The organism is Chitinophaga sp. Ak27, assembly GCF_012726295.1.
Lineage (GTDB): Bacteria > Bacteroidota > Bacteroidia > Chitinophagales > Chitinophagaceae > Chitinophaga.
This window is the reverse complement of sequence record NZ_JABAOB010000002.1, coordinates 836,557-861,115: the sequence shown is the minus strand read 5'-3', so window position 1 is coordinate 861,115 and position 24,559 is coordinate 836,557. Positions and strand designations below refer to the sequence as shown.

Sequence of the window (24,559 nt, the reverse complement as noted above, 5' to 3'; positions counted from 1 at the left end):
GCAATTAGATGAATGATGATTGATTGATTGATTATGCCTTATCGTCTTCTGATGGAATGTAGTGAATACTTTCTTCATCTCTCGGATGCAGCGATACGCTTTGTGTAGTAGCCTTTCCTTGTCCCCAGGCAAATGCCAGCGGCAATATAAACAAAGCAGCAAAGGTAGAAGCTACTAGTCCACCGATAACAGCTCTTCCCAGGGGAGACGACTGATCGCCAGCTTCTCCCATACCACTCGCCATGGGTATCATACCCACCACCATGGCCAGGGCGGTCATTACAATAGGACGTAAACGCAGCGCGGCAGCTTCTGTGGCAGATAACAAGGCATCGCCATTGTGTTTTCTCAACTGCTCTGCATTGGTGATCAGCAGCACCGCATTGGAAATAGACACCCCTACCGACATAATCATGCCCATATAGGATTGCAGGTTGAGGGTAGACCGGCACAGCATCAGCAATGCGAGAGAACCCAGTAATACAGCAGGTACGGTGGCCAACACAATACCGGATACTTTAAACGACTGGAAATTAGCGGCCAGCATCAGGAAGATCACTACGATGGCTACGATCAATCCGCCCTGTAAACTATCGAGCGTATCGCCGAGGGTGGTGCTGAGTCCAATCATTTCTACGTTCAGTCCCCGCGGTAATGGGCCCAGGGCCGCTATAGCCTGTTTTACGCCGGCGGCGGCCGCGCCCAGATCTTTATTATTCAGGTTGGCGGTGACCGTCATCATCGGCATAGCACCCAGGTTATCTACTTCGCCATACGTGGTGTCGACCGACAACGTGGCTACGTCGCTTAGCACGGGCCTGGAGGCATTCTTCAATACAGGAATCTCCCCTATCTCCTCTTTGCTGTTCATCTTATTTTCTGGTACCTGTACCTGAACGTTATAGCTCAGTCCAGCTTTTTCATCTACCCAGATATTTTTTTCCGTTAAACGGGAAGAAGAGGTAGACGCAATCAGGGAGCGGGTTACATCGCTTACATCCACCCCCAGCTGGGCTGCCCGGATACGATCGATATTTACGTTGATAGAAGGATATTTAATAGACTGACCAAATTGCACATCGCGGAGGTAAGACAGCTGTTTCATGCGGTCGACCAGCTTCTGCGCATACTGCTCTCCTAACTTACGGTCGCGGCCCGAAAACCTTACCTCTATAGGTGTGGGCGATCCCTGGCTGAGGATTTTGTCGGTGAGTTCTATCGGTTCAAACGACAGCATCATCTGCGGATCAATAGCCCTGGCCTTTTCACGGATCTTATCTTTCAGTTGCTCCAGGTTGGTTTTATAATGCTCGTTCAATGACACCTGCAATACCGCTTCGTGCGGACCGGCCATCCACAGGAAGATGGGCGCCGTGGAAAACAGCTGCGGGTGCATACCTATATATGCCGACGTGATAGATACATTTTCTTTCCCGACGATGTTGTTGATACCATCGAGTAATTTCAGGGTTTGTTCTTCCGTGCGCTCAATACGCGTGCCATCCGGCACCCGCATTCTCACCTGGAACTGGCTGCCGTTCACTTTAGGCAATACATCCCGTCCTATGCCCGACAGGAGTAATGCAACTGCGCCGCATACGATCACCAGGTAGCCGATCACAATAGGTTTGCGATAGGGCATCATCCGGCCAATGAAGCGCAGGTAGCGGTTGCGCAGGCGCTCAAAGCGGCTGATCTTTCCGTCATGGTTGCTGTCTGCTCTTTCTACCAATACCTTCTTTTGTTCCCAGGTATCTTTTTCCCCGGATAACCCTGCGGCGGCAAACTCTTCCGCATCGGTCATTTCCCGGCCATCTGCTTTTTTATGATGTTTCACCTTCATGATCCAGTTGGCCATGATAGGTACAAAGGTCTGTGCCAGGAAGTAAGAAATGATCATACTGAAGCCGATGGCCAGCGCCAGCGGCAGGAACAGGGAGCCTGGAATGCCGCCCATGGTAAATGCCGGCGCAAACACTGCCAATATACAAAACAGGATCAGCAACTTAGGGAACGCAATTTCCTGGCAGGCATCCCAGATAGCCAGGGCCTTAGGTTTCCCCATATCAAGATGCTGGTGAATATTTTCTATCGTTACCGTACTTTCATCTACCAGGATACCGATGGCCAGCGCCAGCCCGCTGAGGGTCATAATATTGATGGTTTGCCCGGTGAGATTGAGGAACAATACCGACGAAATAATGGAAGTAGGAATAGTGAGGATCACAATCAGCGCGCCTCTTGGATCGCCCAGGAACAGCAGCACCATCAAACCGGTAAGAATAGCGCCTATCGTACCTTCTGTGAGCAGGCTCTTTACAGAGTTGATCACGTAGGTGGACTGGTCGAATTCATAGCTCAGGTTCACATCTTCGGGCAGTTGCGCCTTCATTTTAGGCAAAGCCTTTTTGAGTCGCTGTACCACTTCCCAGGTAGAGGCATCGGCACTTTTGGCAATACTCAGGTATACTGAGCGACGGCCATTGACCAAGGCATAGCCCGCAGTAACGTCGGCGCCATCTTCTACGGTAGCCACATCGCGCAGGTAGAGATTAGACACATCTCCTTTAAACAAAGGTATATTTTCAAAGTCCTTTACATTACGGATAGTGGTATTGGCGGGTGTGATATAGTTATTGTTGCCGATGCGCACATTCCCGGAGGGGGCAGTTTGGTTGTTGAGCCGCAGCGCTTCCACCAGCTGATCGGGCGTCATGTTGTGCTGGCGGAGCAGCTCAGGATCGGCTTTGATCACCACGGTACGCATGTTACCGCCAAAAGGCGTAGAGCCGATCAAACCGGGGATAGACGTAAAGGAAGAACGTACGTATACGTTGGCCAGGTCGAGCAGTTCGTTGTTGCTGCGCTTATCGCTGCTGAGTACGAGCTGTCCTACCGGCAAAGTAGAGGCATCGAAGCGGATGATGAATGGCGGGTTGGAACCCGGTGGAAAGATGGCCTGAATCCTGTTGGAAAACGCGCTCACCTCCGCTGCCGCCTGGGCCATGTTGGTACCGGGATAGAAGTTGATCTTCATCAGGGTAAGCCCCTGGATGTTTTTTGTTTCGATACTTTTCACCCCGTTTACAAACAGGAATATATTGATGTACTGTTTAGCAAAGAAAGACTCCATCTGCTTGGGAGTGTAGCCTCCGAAAGGGTGGGATACATAGATCACCGGCATGTCCAGCTTTGGGAAGATGTCGATCTTAATCGTATTCACCGCTTTTATCCCAAAGAAGAACAGGCCGGCTACCAGCACCAGGATAGTAATAGGTTTTTTTAATGCAAAACTGATTAAGTTCATGATAATGATAAGTTGATAAATAAAGCCCTCAAGGGCGTCCGTTTAACGAAAGCGTCAATTCTCAAATATGCTAAAATCACCCGCAGCAGCGGCTTTCAGCAGTAATGCCTGCCATACGTTGCTATAGGCAATGTCTTTATCTGTTTCCGCCCTGATGAGCACATACAAAGCCTGGGTAACGTCCACCAGGTTAGTTAACCCATTTTTATACAACACCGATTTCTGGAGATAGGCATCAGAAGCGGCTTTCACCTGTACCGGTACTTCGCGGTAGTTGTCGAGCGCATTCTTTATTTTCTTATCTGACAGATCGAGTTGCGCGTGAATTTGCTGATTGGCCAATTCATATTCGTATTGTAATCCTTTACTGATCTGCTGTTGCGACCTTACCTGCCGCGAAATGCGGAAAGGCTGGGTAATGTTCCAGGTAACGCCCAATCCCAGGAGGTAGTTGGTGCGGGTAGGATTCACTCCATCCCAGTATCCATGCGAATAATCATTTTGATTGGCGATATATCCTGCACCAAAACCAGAGCCCCTGGTCTGTAATACGCCCACCAGTGTAAACGCAGGGTAGTAAAAGGTTTTAGCGTATTTCGATTGTTCATCGCTCAGTGCAATACGGCTTTTATACCATTGCAATACCGGGTGATTGTCCAGGCTAAAGGTGTCTGAAGGAATAGCCGGGATACGCGACATATAAGTGGTGTCCACTGTAAATTCCTGTGGTGGTATGCCCAGGAGTTGCGCCAGCTCATTGCTTTGGGTTTGTTCAAAATCCTTTGCTTTTGTGAGGGCAATTTTCGCGCTGGAATATTCAGCATTGGCCTGCGATGAGTCTACTCCTGCAATGAGGCCATTGAGTACCCGGGTGCGTACTACGCGGCGAATGGTATCGGCCCTGTCGAGATTTTCCTGGTAAGAGCGCGTGAGCTGCTGCGCTGCCACCAGGTTTAAATAAGTGGCCGCTACTTTTACTTTGTGCTTAAATATCTCCTGTTGCCAATCTTTATCGTTCTGCGTAGCGGCCGCTAATGCTGTTTTTACTTTTTCTTTGGCTCTGCCGAAGGCAAAGAAGTCCCAGTTAATATTAGTAAGGTATAATGCGCCGAATGCGGCATTCCAATTCTGATGATCCAGTGCCGGACCTGCGGAAGCCACCGCGAGGCCGCCAAATCCATACATAGGGCCATTTTGCCCGTTGATGGTACCATAATCCTGTTGGGCTGATAGGTTCAGGTTGGGCAGGTAATCGCGGCGGGCCTGGGATACCTGTTCCCGGGAAGCCGCTGTATAGCTGGCTTTGGCTTTGATAGTACCGTAGTTGGCAATAGCGGTATCGATGGCCTGTTTAAGGGTAAAGACCTGTTGAGCATAGGTACGATACCCTGAAGATACCAGCACTGCTGCCAACAGCAAATGTTTCTTACTCCACATGAATGATTAGATTTTACAGTTGAAACATCCTGAGGGATATCCAACCACAAAATGACTGCATCATTTTGAAGTAAACTTGAAGGAAAATATAAAATTCAGTTTTTTTTGTGAGAAAGGAGATTACACAGCCACTGCATCTGCCCCGGATAAGGCGCCCTGGCCATTTACCGACAACGCTTCCTTATCATCAAAACTTACCCGGATACTATGCCAGCCATCGGCGTAGTCGTACACTACACTGTAGTTGTTGACTTCGCAGATCTGTTTTACGATGGCCAGTCCCAGCCCTATGCTGTCTGCGCTCTGGTTACTTTTCTTGAAACGCTGAAACAGCTCGCAGGTGGGTATCTGCGGAGGAAGCCCGGTATTGCTGATGCATAATTCGCTGGCAGTAAGCAATACATTTATTTGCCCCCCGTCGCGGTTATGGCGGATGGCATTACTCAGCAGGTTGCTGATCAGCATTTCCGCGAGGGCAGGGTGGATACTGAGTGGTATATTCTTATCCAGGCTGGAGGTGAGTTTAATTTCCCGCATGGTGATCCAGTCTTCGTAAGTGGCCATCACGTCTTTCGCCACGCGGCAGAACTTAATGCTCTCAGACACTTTGAATTCCTGGTTTTCCAGCTTGGTGAGCAGGATGAGGGAGCGGTTAATATGCGATAATTTTTCAATGGCGTTCTGCATATCACCGATCAATGCTGCCTGTACGCTGTCGATGTTGGTTTCCGACAGCAGCTCAATTTTGCTGCGGATCACTGCCAGCGGCGTTTGCAGCTCATGCGACGCATTTTCACTGAACTCTTTTACGGCGGCGTAGTCTTCCACGGCCTTGTCGGTCATCTTAGTGAGGAAGGCATTGAGCTCTTTGAATTCGGTGGTATTGGTTTCCGGCAGCTGCAGCTTCTTTTTCTTTTTGAGGTCGAAGCGGTGAATAGCTTTCATGGTGTGGCGTAGCGGGGAAAATATTTTCCGTGACAGCAGCCTGGCCGTGATCGACACGGTGAGTATCATCAGCAGCATTTTCCATACTACGGCGCCCAGCATCCCACGGAAGATCTCTTCTGAGCGGATCACGTAATTGTAAGAAGATATTTTATAATACTGGTTACCTACCTGGTACCAGGAGTTGACTGTAATGCGGCATTCTTTCTGCCCCAGGTCTTCCGCCACAGCGTAGTCTTTTTTGGTTTCCACCTTTCCTTCCGGAATGGGGCCGGGAACGGCCGCTATTTCAATGGGCCGGCCATGGGTATAGCGGTCGGGCTTCTCCCCTGCCCGCAGTTGCTGGGCCACGCGGTCGTTCACCGCTTTCATGCGCTCTATTTCCGCCTGGTCCAGGTGTTTTTTGATATTATTACGGGAGATGACCATGGTAATGGGCGTTACCAAGAACACGATACCGATAAACCAGAGCGTTATTTTATTCAGTAATTTCATGTCTTCGACGTATTAAACTTATAGCCTAAGCCATAAACCGTTTCAATGTAATCTATTCCTTCTGCGGCACTGATCTTCTTTCTCAGGTTTTTTACATGTTGATATACAAAGTCGAAATTAGCCAAGTTATCCGTATAATCGCCCCACAGATGTGCAGCAATAGATTGCCTTGAAAGTACGCGGTTTTTATTGACCACAAAGTACAACAACAGATCGAATTCCTTGCGGGTAACGTCCAGCAGGGTGTTGTTGATCATGGCTTCCACCGTATCTGTATTCAGCACTATTTCATTGAAAACTACCAAGTTATTGCCTTCCAGCTTCTTTCTCCGGTAGATGGCCCGGAGCCGGGCATGGAGTTCCGGTAAATGGAAGGGCTTGGTAACATAGTCATCGGCGCCGCCTTCCAGGCCATTTACCTTGTCGTCCAGGGCATCTTTGGCTGAAATAATGAGTACGCCGCTGCCGATATTTTCCTGGCGGATAAATTTCAGCAGTTCCAGGCCATTGCCGTCTGGCAGCATGATATCCAGCAGGATACAGTCGTATGTAAAAAGGGAAAGCTTTTCCCGGGCCGCCTCAAAGTTATAGGCCAGCTCACAGATATACTTTTCTCCGTTGAGATAATCGTATATACCGCTGGCCAGTTCCTTGTTGTCTTCTACAATCAATACTTTCATAAAAACATACCTGTGTGCAAGGTGCGAGGTAAATTTAAAGCAATTTTGAAGTTTTTGGTACGCAAAGGAAAGCCCCCACAGCATACCGCTGCAGAGGCCTTATCTTAATCTATCATTCTGCTATTTTATTTCCTGCAACATTTCCTTCACGGCAGCTTCCAGCTGGGCATCTTTACCCTGCAGGAACTCCTCGTAGCGCAGCGGTACCCGGATATCGGGTTCTATCTGCAGGTTTTCAGTTGGCCGTCCTTCCTTACCGATAGTGCCTACCATCGGGATACCGAATACCATGGTAGGATCTATCTGGGTTTCCCACCATACGGCGGTACCGGTGCCGGGTACCGGCATACCGATCAACTTCCCGATGTTGCCTTGTTTATATACATAAGGGAAGATAAATGCATCACTATAGTTGCCTTCGCTCATCAGCACGCAGCTGGGCGCCTGCCACTGGCCGGAGGGCTCGCCACCCTTCAGGCGATCGCCCTGGGGGGCAAACTCCAGGTATTTTTTACCACTGAGGAAGTTGTACAGGTCATCGTGCAGCCATCCGCCGCCATTGAAGCGGGTATCTACAATCAACGCCTTTTTACCTCGGTTCTGCCCCATTACTTCGTCATATACTGAGCGGTAGCTGGCATCGTTCATGCCCTGTACGTGCACATAGCCTACCTGCCCGTTACTGAGCCTATCGACCATGGCGCGCATGGCGGCTACCCAACGTTTATACATCAACGTATTTTCTTCGCCACCAGAGATCGGCTTCACGGTTTCATCCCAGCGCACTTTGGTGTTGGGGTTGTAGATGCTCACCAGGATATTGTTTCCGGCTTTGCGGTTCAGCAACGCAGCCCAGTCGCTCTTATCATTGATAGCCGCGCCATCAATTTTTTCGATGATATCGCCCTTTCTCAGCTTGCTCGCCGCTTTGTCGAAAGGACCGCCTGCAATCACGGCGTCGACCTGCAGCCCGTCGGCGCGACTGGTTTCATCGTACAAGAGTCCTAAAGAAGCAGTGTTATCGCCGTTGACAGGCTGTGGTGAATAACGGCCACCGGTATGGGAACCATTCAGTTCTCCCAGCAGCTCGCTCAACAGCTCTTCAAAATCGTAGTTGTTGCTGATATATGGCAGGAAGCGGGCGTAATTGTCGCCATACATTTTCCAGTCCATATTCCGGAGGGTAGGATCGTAAAACTTCTCCTTTACTTGTTTCCAGGCATGCCAGAAAATATATTTACGTTCTTCTTCCTGGTTCAGCGACAATTCCGTATTGATGCTTACCGGCGTGATTTTACCGCTGCTGGCATCTACTTTCACCACGCTACCGCGGTTGCTGACAAACAGGGAGTTGCCATCTTTGCTCAGCTCAATACTACCGGGGGTACCGCCCATTTTAGCGAGGATCTTTGTTTCGCCGGTCCGGGGTTCCGTTACCCACAGGTCGTACCCTTTTTCAAAGGCGGCCATGTAGTAAAGTTTAGAGGCGTCTTTATTCAGCACATAATCGCCGATAGATGCGCTGTTGATGGTGAGCTTTAACTTCCTGTTTTCAAGGTTAGTGAAATCGGGCGTGAAAGTCTTTTTGCTGGTCGTATCTTTTGTTTTTGCAGTAGAATCCTTTGTCGTTTTGGACTCCGCAGCCTCTTTGTCTTTCAGTAAATTAAATTCATCTTTCGACAGCTTGAACTTATCGTACGTAGGCTGATCGAAGAAAACGGCGTACACATCTACTTCCCTGCTGCCTTGTTTGGCGAGGGACTTACGTCCTTCGCGGCTGCTGGTCCAGGTGAGGATCTTTCCATCGTCTGACCATTTGCAGTTTCCTTCGCCAAAGCCGCTGTTTACGGGGTAAAACGGCTTGCCTTTACCATCCACAGGGATCAGTGCGGCATTGTTCATAAAGAAATACCCTTGCGAGTCGTCTGTTACTATCCATTTACCATCCGGGCTCCAGGCAAAGCTCCAGTCGCCGTCGGAATAAGAGTGGTTATGTCCTTCGGGCAGGATCGTGCGACTTTTACCAGCCGCGATGTTGAATACTTTCAGCACATTCCGGTTTTCCACGTAGGCAATCTCTTTGCCGTCGGGAGAAAATACCGGCTGGAATTCTTCTGCATCGGTAGCGATAACTGGTTCTTCTTTCAGCAAGGTGGCTGTAAAGAAATAAGGTTCTTCCTTACGCACTTTGGTGGTTTGGTAGATATCCCAATTACCGTTGCGTTCTGCGGCGTATACGAGTTTCTTGCCATCGGGCGACCAGGCCACCATGCGTTCCTGCTGGGGCGTGTTGGTAATACGTTTGGTGAAGTTGCCATCTACGCTGGTTACAAACACCTCTCCCCTGGCGATGAATGCCATTTCTTTCCCGTCGGGGCTCATGGCAAATTCGGTGATGTTGCCGCTTACCGGCACATTTTTCACAGTAGCTGCGCGGCCGTCGTTGAAAACATTCACTTCCAGCTTACGGGGCTGTTCACCGTCTTTCAGCGTATATATTTCCCCGTTATAGGTAAAACAGAAGGTGTTGTTATCAGACTTAGAAAGGTTGCGCACCGGGTGTTTGGTGAAGCGGGTGAGCTGCTGCAGGCTATTTTTATCGGACAGCGAGCCTTTAAACAGGTTCTGGGAAACTCCCCCTTTTTCAGACAGGTAGTAGATATCGTTGCCATTGCCAAATACCGGTTCCCGGTCTTCCCCTTCGAAGGCAGACACTTTTTCATAGCTGCCTTTGGCCACATCCATTACCCAGATGTCGCGGGTAACGGACGATACGTGGTGTTTACGCATCGGGTCTTCATACCCCTTCCTGTCCTGGAAGATGATCTTATCGCCTGTTTTGCTATAGTGGGCTACATCGGCGCCGGCGGCGCTGACCAAGGTAGCGCGGCCACCGGTAACGGGCACGGTATACATATTCCGGAACAGGCGGTACGGGAAGCGGATGCTGGATGCTGGCGCATTCCGGGCGCTGCCGAAAAGTACCTGTTTATTATCGGCGGTAAAATCGTAGGGAAAATCGCCGGCGCTGTTGCTGGTGAGCCGCACAGGCGTGCCGCCGGTAGCGGGCATTACAAACACATCGAAGTTACCGTACCGGTCGCTCGCGAAGGCAATATATTTGCCATCATGGCTCCATACCGGCATCATATCATGGGCTTCATGGATGGTGAGTGGCACGGCTACGCCGCCATTCGCATCTACCCGGTAAATATCTCCTTTATACCCGAAGGCAATCGTTTTGCCGTCGGGGGAAATGGATGGATTTCTTAACCACAGGGCATTTTCCTGGGCATGGGACATGGCTGCCAACAGCAGGGCAGCACAACTGGATAATAATCTCTTCATAAGCGCCGAATAGACTTTTGTTGTTTGGGTGCAGCTATAAAAGCTGGTTTGCCCAAGATAGGAAAGGTAGGGCTTTCTTCAAAGACGATAATGACAAGTGGCGGCAAGCGAAGCGCAAAACGCCACCACGGCGGATATTTCCTGTACCCGCAGTGCTACTGATGGTGTGATCAGTGGAGAATAAGGCGGATAAATCGCGGACGGTAAAGATGGGGAGCTGCCGGCAGCTCATGGAGGAAATCAAATGAGTTGACATTATAACTGATCAGCAGTTCCCCTGGCCGGGATAAATGCGGATGTGCCTTGGCGTTATACACGAAAAAGTGTTTGTTTTCTTTTACCTCCGGGCACTCCCAAATATTAATAACGGGGCCGAATGGGCCGGAGGGACTGGCCCCCAGGCGAAGCCCTACGGCCGTTCCGATACCATCTACCTGGAAGATGAGGGCATAGCGTCCGTCTTTCAGCGGGGTGACGCTTAATTCATTGGAAGCGCGGGTAGTAATGGTGGCCGTGTGGCCGATATCGGGTACCCATTGTTGCCCATCCCAAAAGCGCCATCTTCCGAAATTTTCAAAATCGGCGGGCAATACCCTGGCTACCATCACGGCTTTCTGTGTCCCTTTCACCCCGTATACATATACATAGCCATCCGGATGAGGCGCGCCGGCTGCCTGGGTGTTCACGAAAATACCGGCGCCGAAAGAACCGCTGCCAGTGGTGCTGTCGGCCGCCAGGAAAAAGGGCGTATCCAGCTGCCGTTGTGCCGTATATGGCGGACGGCTATTCGCCGGTAATACCAGCAAGGCATTCCCCACTTCTTCAAAGCCAAAATCTTTATCACTGACGTTGCGGATCCGGTAGGCGAAGATATAAATGTTGTTGTGCAAGGCCGTGTTCACAAAGCCATCGCCCAGCCAGTAATAGTCGGTCTTTCCGGCTGCAGGCGTATGTGGCTCAAACAGCGTTGCCGGCGCATGATGGTTATCGGTGTTCCAGTAGAAACGGATGTTTTCTTTTAGCGGCTCCTTTCCCTTCAGCACCGCCACCGAATTATGAATCATGGAAAACCCCGGTTGCAACTGACCATCGCGGATATCGCCCGCCATAGTATCACTGAACACCATCAGCGTACTATCGCCCTCGTGGGGTGCGTCTACGCCATTGAAAGCAATCGTGAAAATACCATCTCCTCCAAACCAGCCACTGTTACGGACAAAAAGGCTATCCCAGTCGGGCGCCCGTTCTACTCTATAATTTAGCTGGGTTAACGATGGAGTACTGTCGTTAGTCATGGGCGAACACCAGCTGCAGCAAAGTAAGGTGAGGAAGGTGAGCATACAGCTGGTAAGATAGAAAATATTTTTGGTGCATGCATTATGAATGAAACATCGTTCCGAACACGCGATCCCACAGCGTAGAGCTGACACCAAAGCCCAGGGCATCGTCTTTGTAATGATGCAGGTGGTGGTTGCGCCACAGGGGCTTCAGCCATTTAAACGGCGGCGCCCAGGCGTGAATGGCATAGTGCATACTGCCATACGCCAGGTAGCCCGATATAAATCCAGGAAAAAACACAAAGGCATTACTCCCCATCAACAAGTAAAAGACAGCAAAAAGAAAAGACGAGATGATGACGCTGGGCACCGGCGGCATAAACAAGCGCTGTTTATCGCGGGGGTATTCGTGGTGATTACCATGCAGGGTGTAGGTGATCTTTCTTGCACGCGGGTTTTCGCTCACCCAGTGAAAAATAAAACGGTGGGCGATGTACTCGAAAAGCGACCAGGCTACAATGGCGATTGAGTAAATTAATATAATGCGCAAGAGAGAGTATTGTAAGCTGGTATAGCTATAGTAGAGCATATACCCGATTACGGGCAGATACATACCGAAAATAACGATGGGATGGGTTTTCGTTAATAACTCCAGGTAGCGGTTGGCAAAAATCTGTGCCTGTCCTTTGTTATGCACTTTTTCGAACTTCATGCGAATGGGTATTAGTTCGCAAAATTGGAAGAATGGCAGGAAATTGCCATAGAAATTGGCATGAACCAGCGAAAAAGAGGGTTGAGTTGAGAGAAAGAGGGGGTTAGTTGTGTGGGCACGGGCATACTCTATACACGGCTTTGACACGCTTTAACCCCGCCTTTGATTGCTTTTTGTTTGGGCTGTTTACACCTCCTCGCAGAATATATACATATCATTAGAAATCATAGGAAGACATTGTCTTAGATAACCTTCGAACATCTATTGGCCGACAGTACTTCTTCCTTTTTAAAACATTCTTTTTATTGTCTGAAATATTGGGAAAATCGTACGTAACTCTATTCCTGTACCTTTTAACTGTGTCTAAACATTAAAAAAAATTCGTTTTAAGTCATTCATCTTGTATCTTGCGCTCCCAAAGCAATTCGAATATCTATATCTAAAAACTGTAGGTCATGTCAAATTTTTTCAAACGTCTTTTTAAAGGAAAAGACAAAAAGAAAGACCCCAACCGTGTCTTGTCCAGAGCGGAAATGTACGATGTATACACTGAAGAGATTATAAAAAGAGTGTGTAACCCAAATAGTAATTGCCTTGATATCGGAGCACATGCCGGCGAGATTTTAGATATCATATTGCGACATGCCCCTAAGGGAACCCATTATGGATTTGAGCCTATACCTACATTCTTCGAAAACCTGGTTAAAAAGTACAGGAAGAAGAAAAACTGCCGATTTTTTGACCTGGCATTAAGCGACCAGAAAGGCACTGCTACATTTAACTACGTAGTCACCAATCCCGCCTACAGTGGTCTCAATAAAAGATCATACCCCAGCGAAAATGAAAACATTAATCTCATTGAGGTAAAAACAGACCTCCTCGACAATGTACTGCCACCTGATTACCGGGTAGATATAATAAAAATCGATGTAGAAGGCGGAGAACTCGCTGTACTTAAAGGTGCGGTAAAGACACTTAAAAAGTACAAGCCTGTTATTGTTTTTGAGCATGGCCTGGGCGCCGCTGAATTCTATGGCACCACCCCTGAAATGGTGTATGAACTCCTTGAAAATTGTGGACTAAAGCTTTTCACACTACAGGGTTGGCTAAATGGGGGCTCCGCATTATCGCAGGAAGAACACAGGCGCATTTTCAATACAAATGAAGAATATTATTTTGTAGCGGCTGTTAATAATGGAAGTAGTTGGCCGGAGAAGAACTAGTGATATCGGTGTACCGCCTTTATAACTATCTCATAAACTGTGTAAATACTAAAAATCGGGGTGTTTCGCCTCGATTTTTTAATTTTAAATAACTAGTGGTGGTTATTACAAAAAAGTATGTCATGTTGGTTAAAGATTCAGTTCCGATCGAATATTTTACATGTTATTTGGAAATCAAAGGAGGACATTGCCTTAGATAACCTCGAACAAGTCGACGTCTTCCGGAAATTTGGCGGTATTAATGAGTAAATTCTATCAGAGATTGCTTGCTATCAAAGATAGTAAACTCAATGTCTGTATAAAGTTGCTGCACCGTAACAATATACTCCCTGGCTATTAAAATGTTATCAAATACCCGGTATACTTCATCCCCGCCGGCGTTCAGGTACCTTTTCCGGTGGATATCCAGAACGATGCCAGTGCTTTTTTCGGTCTGGAGAACGGCGACTTGGTTGTTAGATAGTTTTGGGAATATCATTTACATGTTTATGTTTTTTTTTAACCCTCCTTATTATACGAATATTCTTCCTTGAATCACGATTCACCGCACTGCCACTGCTACTTCCAGCGCGGCTGCTAACTGTCAGATTAGCGGTAACCGTAAAGCCGTTGATGTTATCGCTACCTGATATCCAGCCGCCGTCAGTAGCCCTGCCTCCTCTGCCCACCGGCAAGGAGCCTAATGGATAGTATTCCTGGGCAGTACTGAGAATGGGGTTAGTACCGTCGACAGAAACTTGGCGTTTGCGGTCGGAAAAAGTGGCGAGTACGTTACCTAAGTGATTACTAAATTTTAAGACCTTATTACCGCGGTTAAAGATAGTATTTATTCCATGACGTAATCCTGCCATGGGCGTCTTATCCGGTTCGGCAACGTGTTGTACGTTTACCCGTTGATTGAGGTGGTACACAGAAGTATCGCGTTGAAAAATCCCTCTTTTACGGGATAGGGCAACAGCGAATTATGCTGTACCTTAAAGTATACATGTTTCTCACACCATAAACTGAAAAGCCATGAAAAAGAAAATACCTTTGCAAAAACTCGTTTTGAGTAAAAAAATTGTTGCACGACTGAGCACATCACAAGCCGGTAATATGGGTGGCCGCTTGATTTCTGACCCTCTGACAGAAAATCCCTGCGATCCAGTCCGCAGCATGGTAATTTGTACCAGGACTTGCTAAGAAAAGTAACTTATTGATCTTATTTAAAGCAAAGCAGTAAAGAAACAAACGTTTTGTTTCTTTACTGCTTTGCTTTTTTCATGCGCATTTTGAGTTGAATACACCTATTTTTTGAGCACGACAATTTAAGCGTAAAACATTTTCGCTAATTTTTGAGCAGTTAGCGATTCAATTCCGCTTTCGAATAAGGGGTAGTATTACAAATGAAAGCTACCCCTTAAAACGTAACGGTTAAAAAATATCGAATATCGTTAAATTTAAAAAGTACGAAAAAATCAAAATTTACAGAAAGCCAGATTATAGGGATACTAAATGGCCAGGAATCAGGTAAACCAGTAGCCGAGATTTGTCGTGATCATGGTATAAGCCAGACAACCTTTTATCAGTGGAAGTCCAAATATTCAGGACTTGAGGTTAACCAGTTAAAGAAACTGAAGGACCTTGAATCGGAGCTGGCTCAGTACAAAAAAATAGTAACAGAGCAAGCCTTTCAAATCACCGTAATGAAAGATGTTATCGAAAAAAAAGCTCTGACGCCTGCTGATAAGCGTGAGTTGGTCGATTATGCCCGGGATCCCAAGCGGAGTTGGCAAGGCAAATAACCTCCCATCATTTTATTATCGGCAAGTATGAATGCGATGAAGTGAAGCCTACTATCGATGTCGTTAAAAAACTCGCTGATGTCCTGGAGACAACTGTGGGGTATTTATCAGGAGAGTCTGAAGACCGGGGACTTTTAAAAGACCCTTCTATGCTTAAACTTTTGAATGATATTTCTAAATTTCCTGGCCAGGATAAAAAAATGTATCCTGTATGCACTCGATGCAATGATAAATAATGTAAAGTTCAAGGCCATCCAATAAACAATAAAACCCAGATGGCATCTGGGTTTTATTGTTTATTGGAACTAAAAATTAGAAGTTCGATAATACATCCCTTGAAAAATTCGACATCAAACTCTGTTATGTTTATTTCTCAAATACTTTTTTATTATGCGAATATTTTTCCGTGAATCGCAAGCCTTTTCTGAATATGAGCAAGGATAAACGTAAAACTTGTTATTCTTCTTAAAAGCAAATAGTAAGTAGGTTTCATTAGAATCAAAAACAAATGTACAATTACCATTATCTATAGAGTCAAATTCCAGTTCTTGCCCCGGAAACATCTTTCCCTTAAGCACTTCGGCCACTTCAACAGTCGCCCTATATCCTTTATAATAGCTAACCTCTTCCTTATGTACCTGTTTTACTTTTACGATAAAAATAAACTCTGAGGTAGGAATATATGAAGTAACTGGATACATAATACAATCACATGCAATTACCTTTTGGCAGAATAAACCTAAAATTACTACAAGACAAAGCCTTAGTATTTGTGTTTTAAATATCATTAGCGTTCTATTTTTGTTAATTGTGGTGAAGGTAAGCTCGCTACATTAACAGGAGATATGTTGGGCTTTTGTGCTGGAACTATATCATTCCTTGAGCGCATTTGTTTATACGGTATATTTCTAATAAAGTCCCCAATATTACTTTTTGTCATACCAGCTGTATTTTTTATCACTCCTCCATCCGCATCTACTTGCTTATATTGAAAAATCCCGCCTCTTGCATCATGTTTCATATGTGTATCTGGTTGAAGAGGAGATCCCAATAATAAAAAGTGGCCTAATTCATGTGATTCCGTGTGTTCCTTATTATCAGCGGATGAATTAATGGTAATAGAATTGAGATTAGTTGCCCCTTGCCCGGGTGTTCCCGCAGGAGTAACACTTATATCCATCACTGCTGCTGTAACACTTCTCCTATTAATTGGGCCATTATCTGACATAAACTCTATACTTCCTGATTCAACCATACTTGATCTAGTTAGCTCTCTTGCCTTATCATTTGCATTAATAGCATCTCCATCAAAAGACTTTACATTAAACTTAAATTCAACAGGAGTGCCTTCAAAAGTAAATCCCTGATTATACTCCGCATTGAGACCTGCAGATATTCTAGCTACATCAGCATCTTTATACCGATGTGGATTTGCAGCACTTACAGCCACATAAATATCCGCTTCAACTACAAGTTTAAACTTAGTTTGGCCACTTTCCTCATATTGCTCATAATGTTTAAGCCCCTCTAAGCCATCAAGGTCAATAGCCTGTATTGGGGTATTAGACGCGAACTGATAAGGTGTCAGCATCGGATAGGATTTCGTTATAGGATCTACACTTAGGAACTTCCCTATCCTCGGATCATAAATCCTCATCCCATAATCCTGCTGATTCCCCTCTCCCTTAATTTCGTTATCATTCTCCTTCCCGTTAAACCCATACCTATAAGAACTTCCATTCATCTTCCTACCTACCAGCTGCATTCCAAACGGCGCATAATCCACGGCACTGGTAATCGTTGCATCGTACAAACCGCCAGTAGCTACTTTATTATCACTCACCGTCGTCAGCACATTCCCAAGGTGATTGGTAATCTCATAGTCCCGGTTATTAACGGCCAGCCACAGGGCGTCTTTGGTACCGGTGCCGGCCAGTTTCATGTTAGGTTTCCAGGATCCCAGACGGCTACTTCCGTAAAGATACTGTTCTTTCCACGTAATATTAGCATCTCCTGTTTTTTGTTCATAGGTAGCCAATACGTTACCCTGGGCGTCGCGCTCATAGATGGTGTAGGTGGTGATGCCGGAGGCGGTCACCAGTTTCATGCTGCGGTTGCCGGTGGCGTCGTAATAATATTCGATGACAACACCCGGTTTGGTAATTTTGGTGATCTTGCCAAACACGTTCCATTGGATATCGGATACGCCTCCGGTGACGTCTTTCACCATGTTTCCAATTTCATCGTATTGGTAGTAGTCGTCCGTTACGTTACCCGTTTCGCTAGGCACGTAGGCGCCTGGATGTTGATCATAGACATCAATATTCGGATATACCTGCGCGGCAACGCCATCTTTAAAGTATCGCAGACGGTTGTTGGTAAGCTGCCCTTTTGTATCGCGCGGATACAGGTAGCTCAGTTGATCCATCAGCGTAGTACCAGTACCATTCCTGTTATAGGTTAATATGTTACCATTACCGTCGTAGGTGATATCTTCCGCGTAGGCATCCACTTTCTGGGCCATTCCCCAGGTGGTGGAGGTGTTGGCAAGGGCATGCTGACGCATGGTTCTCAATCGGTTCAGCTGATCATAGCGATAGCTGTAACCCACCGGTGTACCGCTGTTGATGCCTTTCAGGGATAATACTGAATGTGAAATGTTTCCATTATACAGGTTTTGCCCAGACAGGTCGCCACTTTGAGGATTCCACTGAAGAGCAAAAGGATTGGCCGTGCCGGTTACACCGATAGGCTTATAGTCGCCCACGAAGTAATCCAGGCTAAAACCAGCTACGTCTTTGGCGAAGTTGGCGGTAGGGCTTCCGGTGTTACCATCTTTACCCATTTCGGTACCTGGCAACAGGAAGTTGCCATTAACGCCTTTCAACCAACCTTGCAGGGTATAAGCGTAATCTAGTCCCTGGATGGAGTTGCGACCCAACTCGGTACGGGCCAGTGGTCCATGTCTATAGTAACGGTAGGCAGCATCCGTCATAGGGTTTGCGATGGTCCAGCCATCAGCAGAACCACTGGCAATACCAGATTTGGCAGCAATGAGCCTGTTTTCCGCATCGTAGTCATATCCATAGTAGAACTCGTCATCCGCGTAAGGGTGGTACCAAACAGTATTTACCTTCCCACTCACCAGGTCATAGTTATAATTTGTTTTGACATACTGCATCTTCAGGTTATTATGCCAGGTAGATTTTACATTGCCTAACAAATCATAACTATACAGGCGGTCGTCTGTTACCAACGATCCTTGTGCATTATAGCTATAGTGAGTAGAACGTGCTACCCGGTTGCGCAGGAAGTCCTGGGCACCATATTGCAAGGGCAGGGTTCTTTCATCATATACCGTTTCTACATAGTCTGGTTTACCGTAGTTGAGGTTCAGGAAATTGTTATATACCAGGTCCCCTATAAACCCTGGTGCAGGAAGTGCACTTTGGGGTAATACTTCTCCTACCTGGATAATACGTCCCAAGGGGTCGTAGGAGGTGTAGCTATACCGGGTGCTCTTCGCTTGTTTGGCATTTTGTGATGCCACCATTCTGCCCAGGTAGTCGAACCAGAAGTTGCTGGTGCCGGCATCGGGGCTTTTTTGCGATACTACCTGGTTCAGGGACGTATAGGCATAGTCGGTAGTCAGCCTGTGCACAGGCGCAACCGGCATTGGCCTGACTTCTACATTGGAATTAGGGCCACCCACGGTGCCAGGGGAACCATTTGCAGGTGTATTAAATCTTGCCCACATGGTTAATGCTGGTTGTCCGGCAGCCACGTTCATACAAGGATCCTGGGAGTTGGCATATATCTGCTCGGCTGTTAACTCTGTACTATAGGTTCTCAGGTGTTTCAGATCTGCCACATCCTGGGTGATGGCAACGCTGGATGAACCAGCCGTCATATCCCAATCGCAGGGCGACGCAGGTGCCTGCGTATCATTCGACATCAATTCCCCATTCACATAGAGGTTCAACGAGTTGCTGCCAAAGTCGCCCTGCAATGCCAGGTGCGTCCAGCTGCCGGCAGGGAATGCGCTGATAGGCACGGCAACATCATTGGTATTCACTATTGCCACCTCTGATGCGGTTGAGCTCAACTTATGTATTGCTACATAACAGTGGGTAGTACCTAAACAGGTAGTGATGAAATATTTATTGCCGGTAGTGGCGGTAATAACACGGGAAGCACCACTGGCCCTCCCTTTGATCCACATTTCAATAGTGGAGGTATTTTTCGTATCCAGCGTTGTGTTCAGCGAAGACAGGCTGTTGGCCAGGTCTGAGTTCTGCAGCGGCCCGGTGTAATTACAGGTGAAGTCAGGTGGTACAGTGGTCGACGTGCTATTCAACCGTGCACTGTCCAGTACATCTACGCCTTCAGGCGGCACCGTTCTTACCAGGTTACCTGCCTGATCATAATAGTAAAGCGTGAAATGATACTGCTGCTGCATCGCCTTCAGGTTCACGATTGTTTTAGCTCCGCTACAGGTGGTTACATAACGGGCGCGGAAATCCTGCCTTACAGAATCAATATATTCGGCGTACCGGCGCCTTCCGCTCACCACTGCCCCATCGAGCATACCCAGCATACAGCTGAACGGATCTACGTCCACCGACTTATAAGCCGGGATATTACACAATATGGCCGTGTTACCCTGTGTAGCTACCTTCTGGCGGAAAGCTACGTAGTCGCCATATCCCAGGGCAAATCCCCAGCGGTGGTTCAGGTAAGTGGCAACGATCTTTTCATAATTAACATGATTGGTATCTAGTCCTCCGCTCCATGGTTCCTGCGACAAAGCCGTCATAGCGGCATTGAACTCAGTACCGGTAATACAGCCTTTGGCTTGTGTATCGCCATCCAGGAACACAGGCAGCGATATAGAAGACGCCATCAGGTAACGGCAATTGCTGCAGCTCTTCAACAGCTGATCCAGCTCACCTTGCGTCAATGTCATGGCATCGCCGTACTTGCCTGCCAGGTATTGCAGGAATGTTTTGCCAGCGCCCAAGTTATTATACTCTGTTTGTAGTGCCGACAGCCGGGCGCAGATTTTAGGGTTGCTGGCATCAATCACCTGCTCTGTTGCCTGTACCTTCACATCGTATGGATATGGGCCATTCAGTATCCAGGGATTACGATCCATCTTCAGCGTCCCTGCACCAAATACTCCCAGGAATGCATCTTTAAAGGATCGGTATCCTTCTGCCGTAGCTACTGGGGTAGCTGCGCTGGCGCCACTGATATGCGCTGTGTCTCCTCCATTTTTGCAGACGGCTATCAACTTGGAACGCAGGGTGGTCCATGGTGATTGTGCAGGATCGCCTCCCAGCTGGCGAATCCAGCTATCGGCGTTGTTTTCGCAGTTATCAGCAATCATGGCCCTTACCTTCAAATCGGCATCATATCGCAGGGAGTCCGCATTGCCAGGGAAAGGCTGACTGTAATCTATTCGTTCTAATCTTGATACTTTGTTTTTATAAAGTGGGGAACAAGGCTTAGTGGTAATACACCTGATAGCCTTCATTGTTACAGTAGGAGGATTGCCTGTACCCAAGTAGTTAATCTCCGTGGTACTTGTCAGGTCGGGATACTGTATAACAATTGTTTGCTGGTAAGTATTGCCATCTGCGGTAATGGTCACATCAAATTCTGTACGGGAATTCGGCGCCATGCTATTCTGTAACGTTATAATGAGGTCGGCCCATGGATGGGGAAAAACCAGGTGTGGTACTACCTGCATGGTATAAGTGGGATTACAACTGGTTGTGTCATATTGTGATCCGCTTGGATAACTGGGAGATACGGAAACCCCGCATGGCTCTCCTACCACCATCGTCGTAATACCGGTCGGGCAAGCCGTTCCACAAGAAACCATATCTATCCCAACCAGGTTCAGTGCAATTCCAGACGGCAAACATACATTCTGCTGGTTTTCTCCTGGCTGGAAAGTCACCTCTGTTGTGGCCCGGCTACTCCCATTAGGATACCCCAATACCACACGGGTAGCCAGTCGTACCGGCTGTCCTTCATTCATTATTTTTACGGACTGCAGAGAGCTTCCACAGGTAGTGTTGCCGGCAACAATCGTGAAATCTGTAGCGGCAGGGCATTTATTGGTCAATATTTCTATAGGTCGTCCTATCTTACACATCGTCCCACATCTCTGGTTCGCTATCTGCTGGTAATATTTTTCTTTCAGCTGGAAATAGTACCCCGCATATAAAGCCCATTCCCGGTCTACCACCCGGCATTGGGTTTGTGGCGTACAGTTATTCCAACGACTGATCATTCCTGTATTGGCGCCGGTGCTGATATTGGAAAGACTGTCGCTGCAATACAACAGGTAATCCACGTACTTACCGAGATTCTTAACCGTCAATGCGGCGTCTTTAAAAGGAGTTTCCCGTGCCGAATAGTTGGTCAGATCACTGAGCAGGTTACCGGCCATCGCGCTGTTTTGGTTATCTGTAACAAATGGGTCTACGGATGACAACCAGAATGCATTGGTAGGATCATATGTCTTCGTGGTAAACTTCGGCAAGTCGGCCGCAGTGGCGCACAAGTTCTGTATTTTGCTATCCCATTTCTTATAGGTGGCCAGCGATTCACAGGTTTGCAGCTGGCAATACTCGGGATGATACGGCACAAACCTATCTGCCCATTCAGGCTGCCAGTTGTCTACCAGGTCTTTCAGCGTAAATTGCGGATCGCATGGTGAAGTTTGCGTACCGTCGCTTTTCTGGAACAGGGTACTTTTATAGAGGTTATCAGTCGGGGAGCTCGGAGGGAAAACGATTCTGAAATATAATGACAACACATTAATTTCTGCTTCCAGCGCCGCGCCGTAAGAATCAAAGAGCGCATATTGCCCTCCCGGACTTACATCCTGCTGCATTGTTTTCCTCAATTCATCACAGGGACCACTGCCGCAGTTGGTTTGTTTGGTTTTACAATTGGCCAGCAAAGCATCATACAGGCCACTGCTCCAATTATTTAATTCAGTAGCATTTTTAGTAACCTCTACGTTATTGTCTGTTAACCGTTGGTTTACCTTCTGCTGGAATACAGCCTTAGTACCCAGATTGGTTTCACAATTGCGGCAATCACTGAAGCAGCCGGAGAAATCGGTCTTCCTGAGCTGCGCCATGATATAAAAGAACTCGACCCGCAGATTTGTATTCCTTTTGATAAAGTCGTCGGTATAAGCTGTAATGATATCCGGATTGAGTGCCAATTCGAAAGTAACGGTATACTCACCGGCCTTCTGCAGGTCTACGGTAAATGAATTCTCAGCAATACCTTCGTCACTGCAGTTCGAGGTGGAACTACCAATCTTAATAGCGGTGGTATTGGCATCTATCTTATTATTACAATCATCAAAGACGTTTATCTTTAGTTCGTAATAACAGTTACTACATATATCTACATTATTCTCCCGGTAGCGTTTGATCAATTTCTCAATACGGTATTTAATACTGGCATTATGATCCGGCACCGCACAGAGATAAGTGGTGGTCCCTTTTATTTTCATTTCCTGCGGATCAAACACAAAAGACTCCGGTTCCAGTATACGCATATCCGTAGTAGATGCCAAACCTTTGGAACTCAGCGGCAGTACATTAGCCGGCGCGTCCCCGCTAAGGGCGGTAGCAACAGGTTTACCGCTACTGTTCACATAACTGATACTGATTTGCCCATTGGGATCTATCGTCATGTTTTTCAGGTAGTGAGATGCATTTCCCGCATCTGGTCCAAAAAGACGATCTAATTCCCATTGTACTGGTTTACCATAAAAATATTTGGTAGCGTGATTCAGGCTTTCATTCTGGTTGGGTTGCATCATATCTCCCACTCCTCCCTGTACACGTACGCGCCCTGTATTATCGTTAGTATACGCCGTTACCGAAAGGGGATATCCACCCGCATCCGGTACGTATTGGGTAAACGGATCTTTACCGAGGAAAGGATTCCGATTGGAATAATATTTGGAAGCTCCGGCGCTGGTATCCATCGGTGCTGGTTTCACTGCACAGGTGCCCGTAGTATTATTGTAGATGTCTTTATACGTATAAACACCTTTACTACTGTTCAGATTCTGATAAGGATAATACTTAAAGATGTCAGCATCTATCGGTGTTGGTAAAACATTAGCGGCTACACGACCAAATTCGTCATACACACTTTCCTGCAGCACTACTTTTTTATCCGTATTATTGATCGTAACCGTTTGACGGTTACGCAGGGTGCCATCGAAATAATTTACTACTTCTTTCTTTTTACCCTCTTCTGCATAACTGGCGCTAAACTGCCAGTTGAAGGCAGGTAAATGCGCTGAGAGGTCTACTACCCTGGCAAGGTCACCTCCTGCCAGCTTTACCTGGTAAGTCCAGGGATGTTCTTCCCTGAACCCGTTTACGTAAAGCACATAGCGTACGCGAAGCAACAGGAACTTGCTGCTGTGCAACAGGGTAATATCATAACTATGCTGTGGGGTGGTAATACGGGTAGCATTGTTACGGAACATGGCTTCCAGCTGCGCATCGGTGATGGTAGCACGATTGGCCGTAATGAACCGGCCGTTGTCGGACTCCTCATCGATGTATGTCCATTCCAGGTCATACTCCTGTCCGGATACTATTTCGTTCCAGTTGACAGTCACCCTATCCGACAGGGGCGCAGCAGGGGTGGTCATAGGCGTAGCCAAACCACGCATTTGGCTACTGCTTTCCGGCGCCGGGTCAGATACATTAAAAAATGCGGACATCGTCAGTTCCTCTTCTTTTTTAGAAGTATACTGCCGGTCTACAATCACCTGTCCTTTCAGCATAAAAATAGGTGGTAACTCTTCTCCCAGCTCTTTACTGGTGATATTATTGACCGTCAGCTTTACTTTATGGGCATTTTTGAAAGTATACAGCTGTTCGGCCTGATACGGAGCGGTGGCTGCCGTATCATAGTCTATTATCAATTTGGCGTGATCTATCGTAATAGGGTCTTCCTGGTCAGGCTGACTCCAGTACTCGATTTTAAGATCCAGCTCGCACTTAAACGGCTTCTCCGGACGATACACGGAATCTTTATACATCCCAAAAGTAATGATGTCGCTGACGCGCTTATTGGTAATCGTACTCCAATCGTAGGCATCATTCTTAAACTTCTCATCTTTGATGATCAGCGTATCTCCTTTTTTGAAGGTACCATGCAGCTGCTGCTGATAGGACTCCACCTGCGCCGTTGCGACGAGGGTGGTGCAGAACATCAGCAATACACCCAGTACGGCGCGGATACAAAAGATATTAATTTTTCTACAACCCATAGGTAGGGGCATTAATGGTGAAT

The 24,559-nt window shown here is 47.2% G+C and carries 13 protein-coding genes; 3 read left to right on the top strand and 10 right to left on the bottom strand.

Features of this window, described 5'->3' with window-relative positions:
* Nucleotides 1-31: 31 nt before the first annotated feature.
* From HGH90_RS11160 to HGH90_RS11130, 7 genes are all read right to left on the bottom strand, one after another.
* Nucleotides 32-3,307 carry an efflux RND transporter permease subunit gene (locus tag HGH90_RS11160; protein ID WP_169191098.1) on the bottom strand — a complete coding sequence of 1,092 codons (3,276 nt, stop codon included), beginning with the start codon at nt 3,305-3,307 and terminating at the stop codon, nt 32-34.
* A 54-nt stretch (nt 3,308-3,361) separates the two neighbouring features.
* A complete protein-coding gene (locus HGH90_RS11155) occupies nt 3,362-4,744 on the bottom strand; it encodes a TolC family protein (protein WP_168762532.1) in 1,383 nt (460 codons plus the stop codon).
* A 120-nt stretch (nt 4,745-4,864) separates the two neighbouring features.
* Nucleotides 4,865-6,184 (bottom strand): sensor histidine kinase, encoded by a 1,320-nt coding sequence (locus HGH90_RS11150; RefSeq protein WP_168762531.1) that lies wholly within the window; start codon nt 6,182-6,184, stop codon nt 4,865-4,867.
* Nucleotides 6,181-6,864 (bottom strand): response regulator transcription factor, encoded by a 684-nt coding sequence (locus HGH90_RS11145; RefSeq protein WP_169191097.1) that lies wholly within the window; start codon nt 6,862-6,864, stop codon nt 6,181-6,183. The genes HGH90_RS11150 and HGH90_RS11145 overlap by 4 nt, the downstream gene beginning before the upstream one ends.
* Before the next feature lie 120 nt (nt 6,865-6,984).
* A complete protein-coding gene (locus tag HGH90_RS11140; RefSeq protein ID WP_169191096.1) occupies nt 6,985-10,212 on the bottom strand; it encodes a S41 family peptidase in 3,228 nt (1,075 codons plus the stop codon).
* Between the two features lie 170 nt (nt 10,213-10,382).
* Nucleotides 10,383-11,552 (bottom strand): DUF4185 domain-containing protein, encoded by a 1,170-nt coding sequence (locus tag HGH90_RS11135; protein ID WP_168762528.1) that lies wholly within the window; start codon nt 11,550-11,552, stop codon nt 10,383-10,385.
* A 37-nt stretch (nt 11,553-11,589) separates the two neighbouring features.
* Complete coding sequence (locus HGH90_RS11130) at nt 11,590-12,201, bottom strand: sterol desaturase family protein (RefSeq protein ID WP_168762527.1); 612 nt, start codon at nt 12,199-12,201, stop codon at nt 11,590-11,592.
* Nucleotides 12,202-12,656: 455 nt separating this feature from the next.
* On the opposite strand from HGH90_RS11130, the gene HGH90_RS11125 reads away from it, so the two are divergent.
* On the top strand, nt 12,657-13,424 hold the full coding sequence (locus tag HGH90_RS11125) for an FkbM family methyltransferase (protein WP_168762526.1): 768 nt from the start codon (nt 12,657-12,659) through the stop codon (nt 13,422-13,424).
* Nucleotides 13,425-13,879: 455 nt separating this feature from the next.
* Here HGH90_RS11125 and HGH90_RS11120 read toward each other — a convergent pair whose 3' ends face one another.
* Nucleotides 13,880-14,335, bottom strand: coding sequence for a hypothetical protein (locus HGH90_RS11120; RefSeq protein WP_168762525.1), 456 nt, complete (start codon nt 14,333-14,335; stop codon nt 13,880-13,882).
* Between the two features lie 103 nt (nt 14,336-14,438).
* Between HGH90_RS11120 and HGH90_RS11115 the strand changes: the two genes are divergently transcribed.
* Entirely contained in the window at nt 14,439-14,606 is a 168-nt protein-coding gene (locus HGH90_RS11115; protein ID WP_168762524.1) for a class I lanthipeptide, read from the top strand.
* 245 nt (nt 14,607-14,851) lie between these two features.
* Nucleotides 14,852-15,208, top strand: coding sequence for a transposase (locus HGH90_RS32250; protein WP_169191157.1), 357 nt, complete (start codon nt 14,852-14,854; stop codon nt 15,206-15,208).
* A gap of 350 nt (nt 15,209-15,558) precedes the next feature.
* Here the strand turns inward: HGH90_RS32250 and HGH90_RS11105 are convergent, their stop codons facing one another.
* Together HGH90_RS11105 and HGH90_RS11100 are read right to left on the bottom strand one after the other, a co-directional pair.
* Nucleotides 15,559-15,996, bottom strand: a complete 438-nt coding sequence (locus HGH90_RS11105) for a hypothetical protein (protein ID WP_169191095.1) — start codon at nt 15,994-15,996, stop codon at nt 15,559-15,561.
* The gene (locus HGH90_RS11100; protein ID WP_169191094.1) at nt 15,996-24,536 is read right to left on the bottom strand and encodes an RHS repeat-associated core domain-containing protein; all 8,541 of its coding nucleotides are present in this window, start codon (nt 24,534-24,536) and stop codon (nt 15,996-15,998) included. The genes HGH90_RS11105 and HGH90_RS11100 overlap by 1 nt, the downstream gene beginning before the upstream one ends.
* Nucleotides 24,537-24,559: the final 23 nt, after the last annotated feature.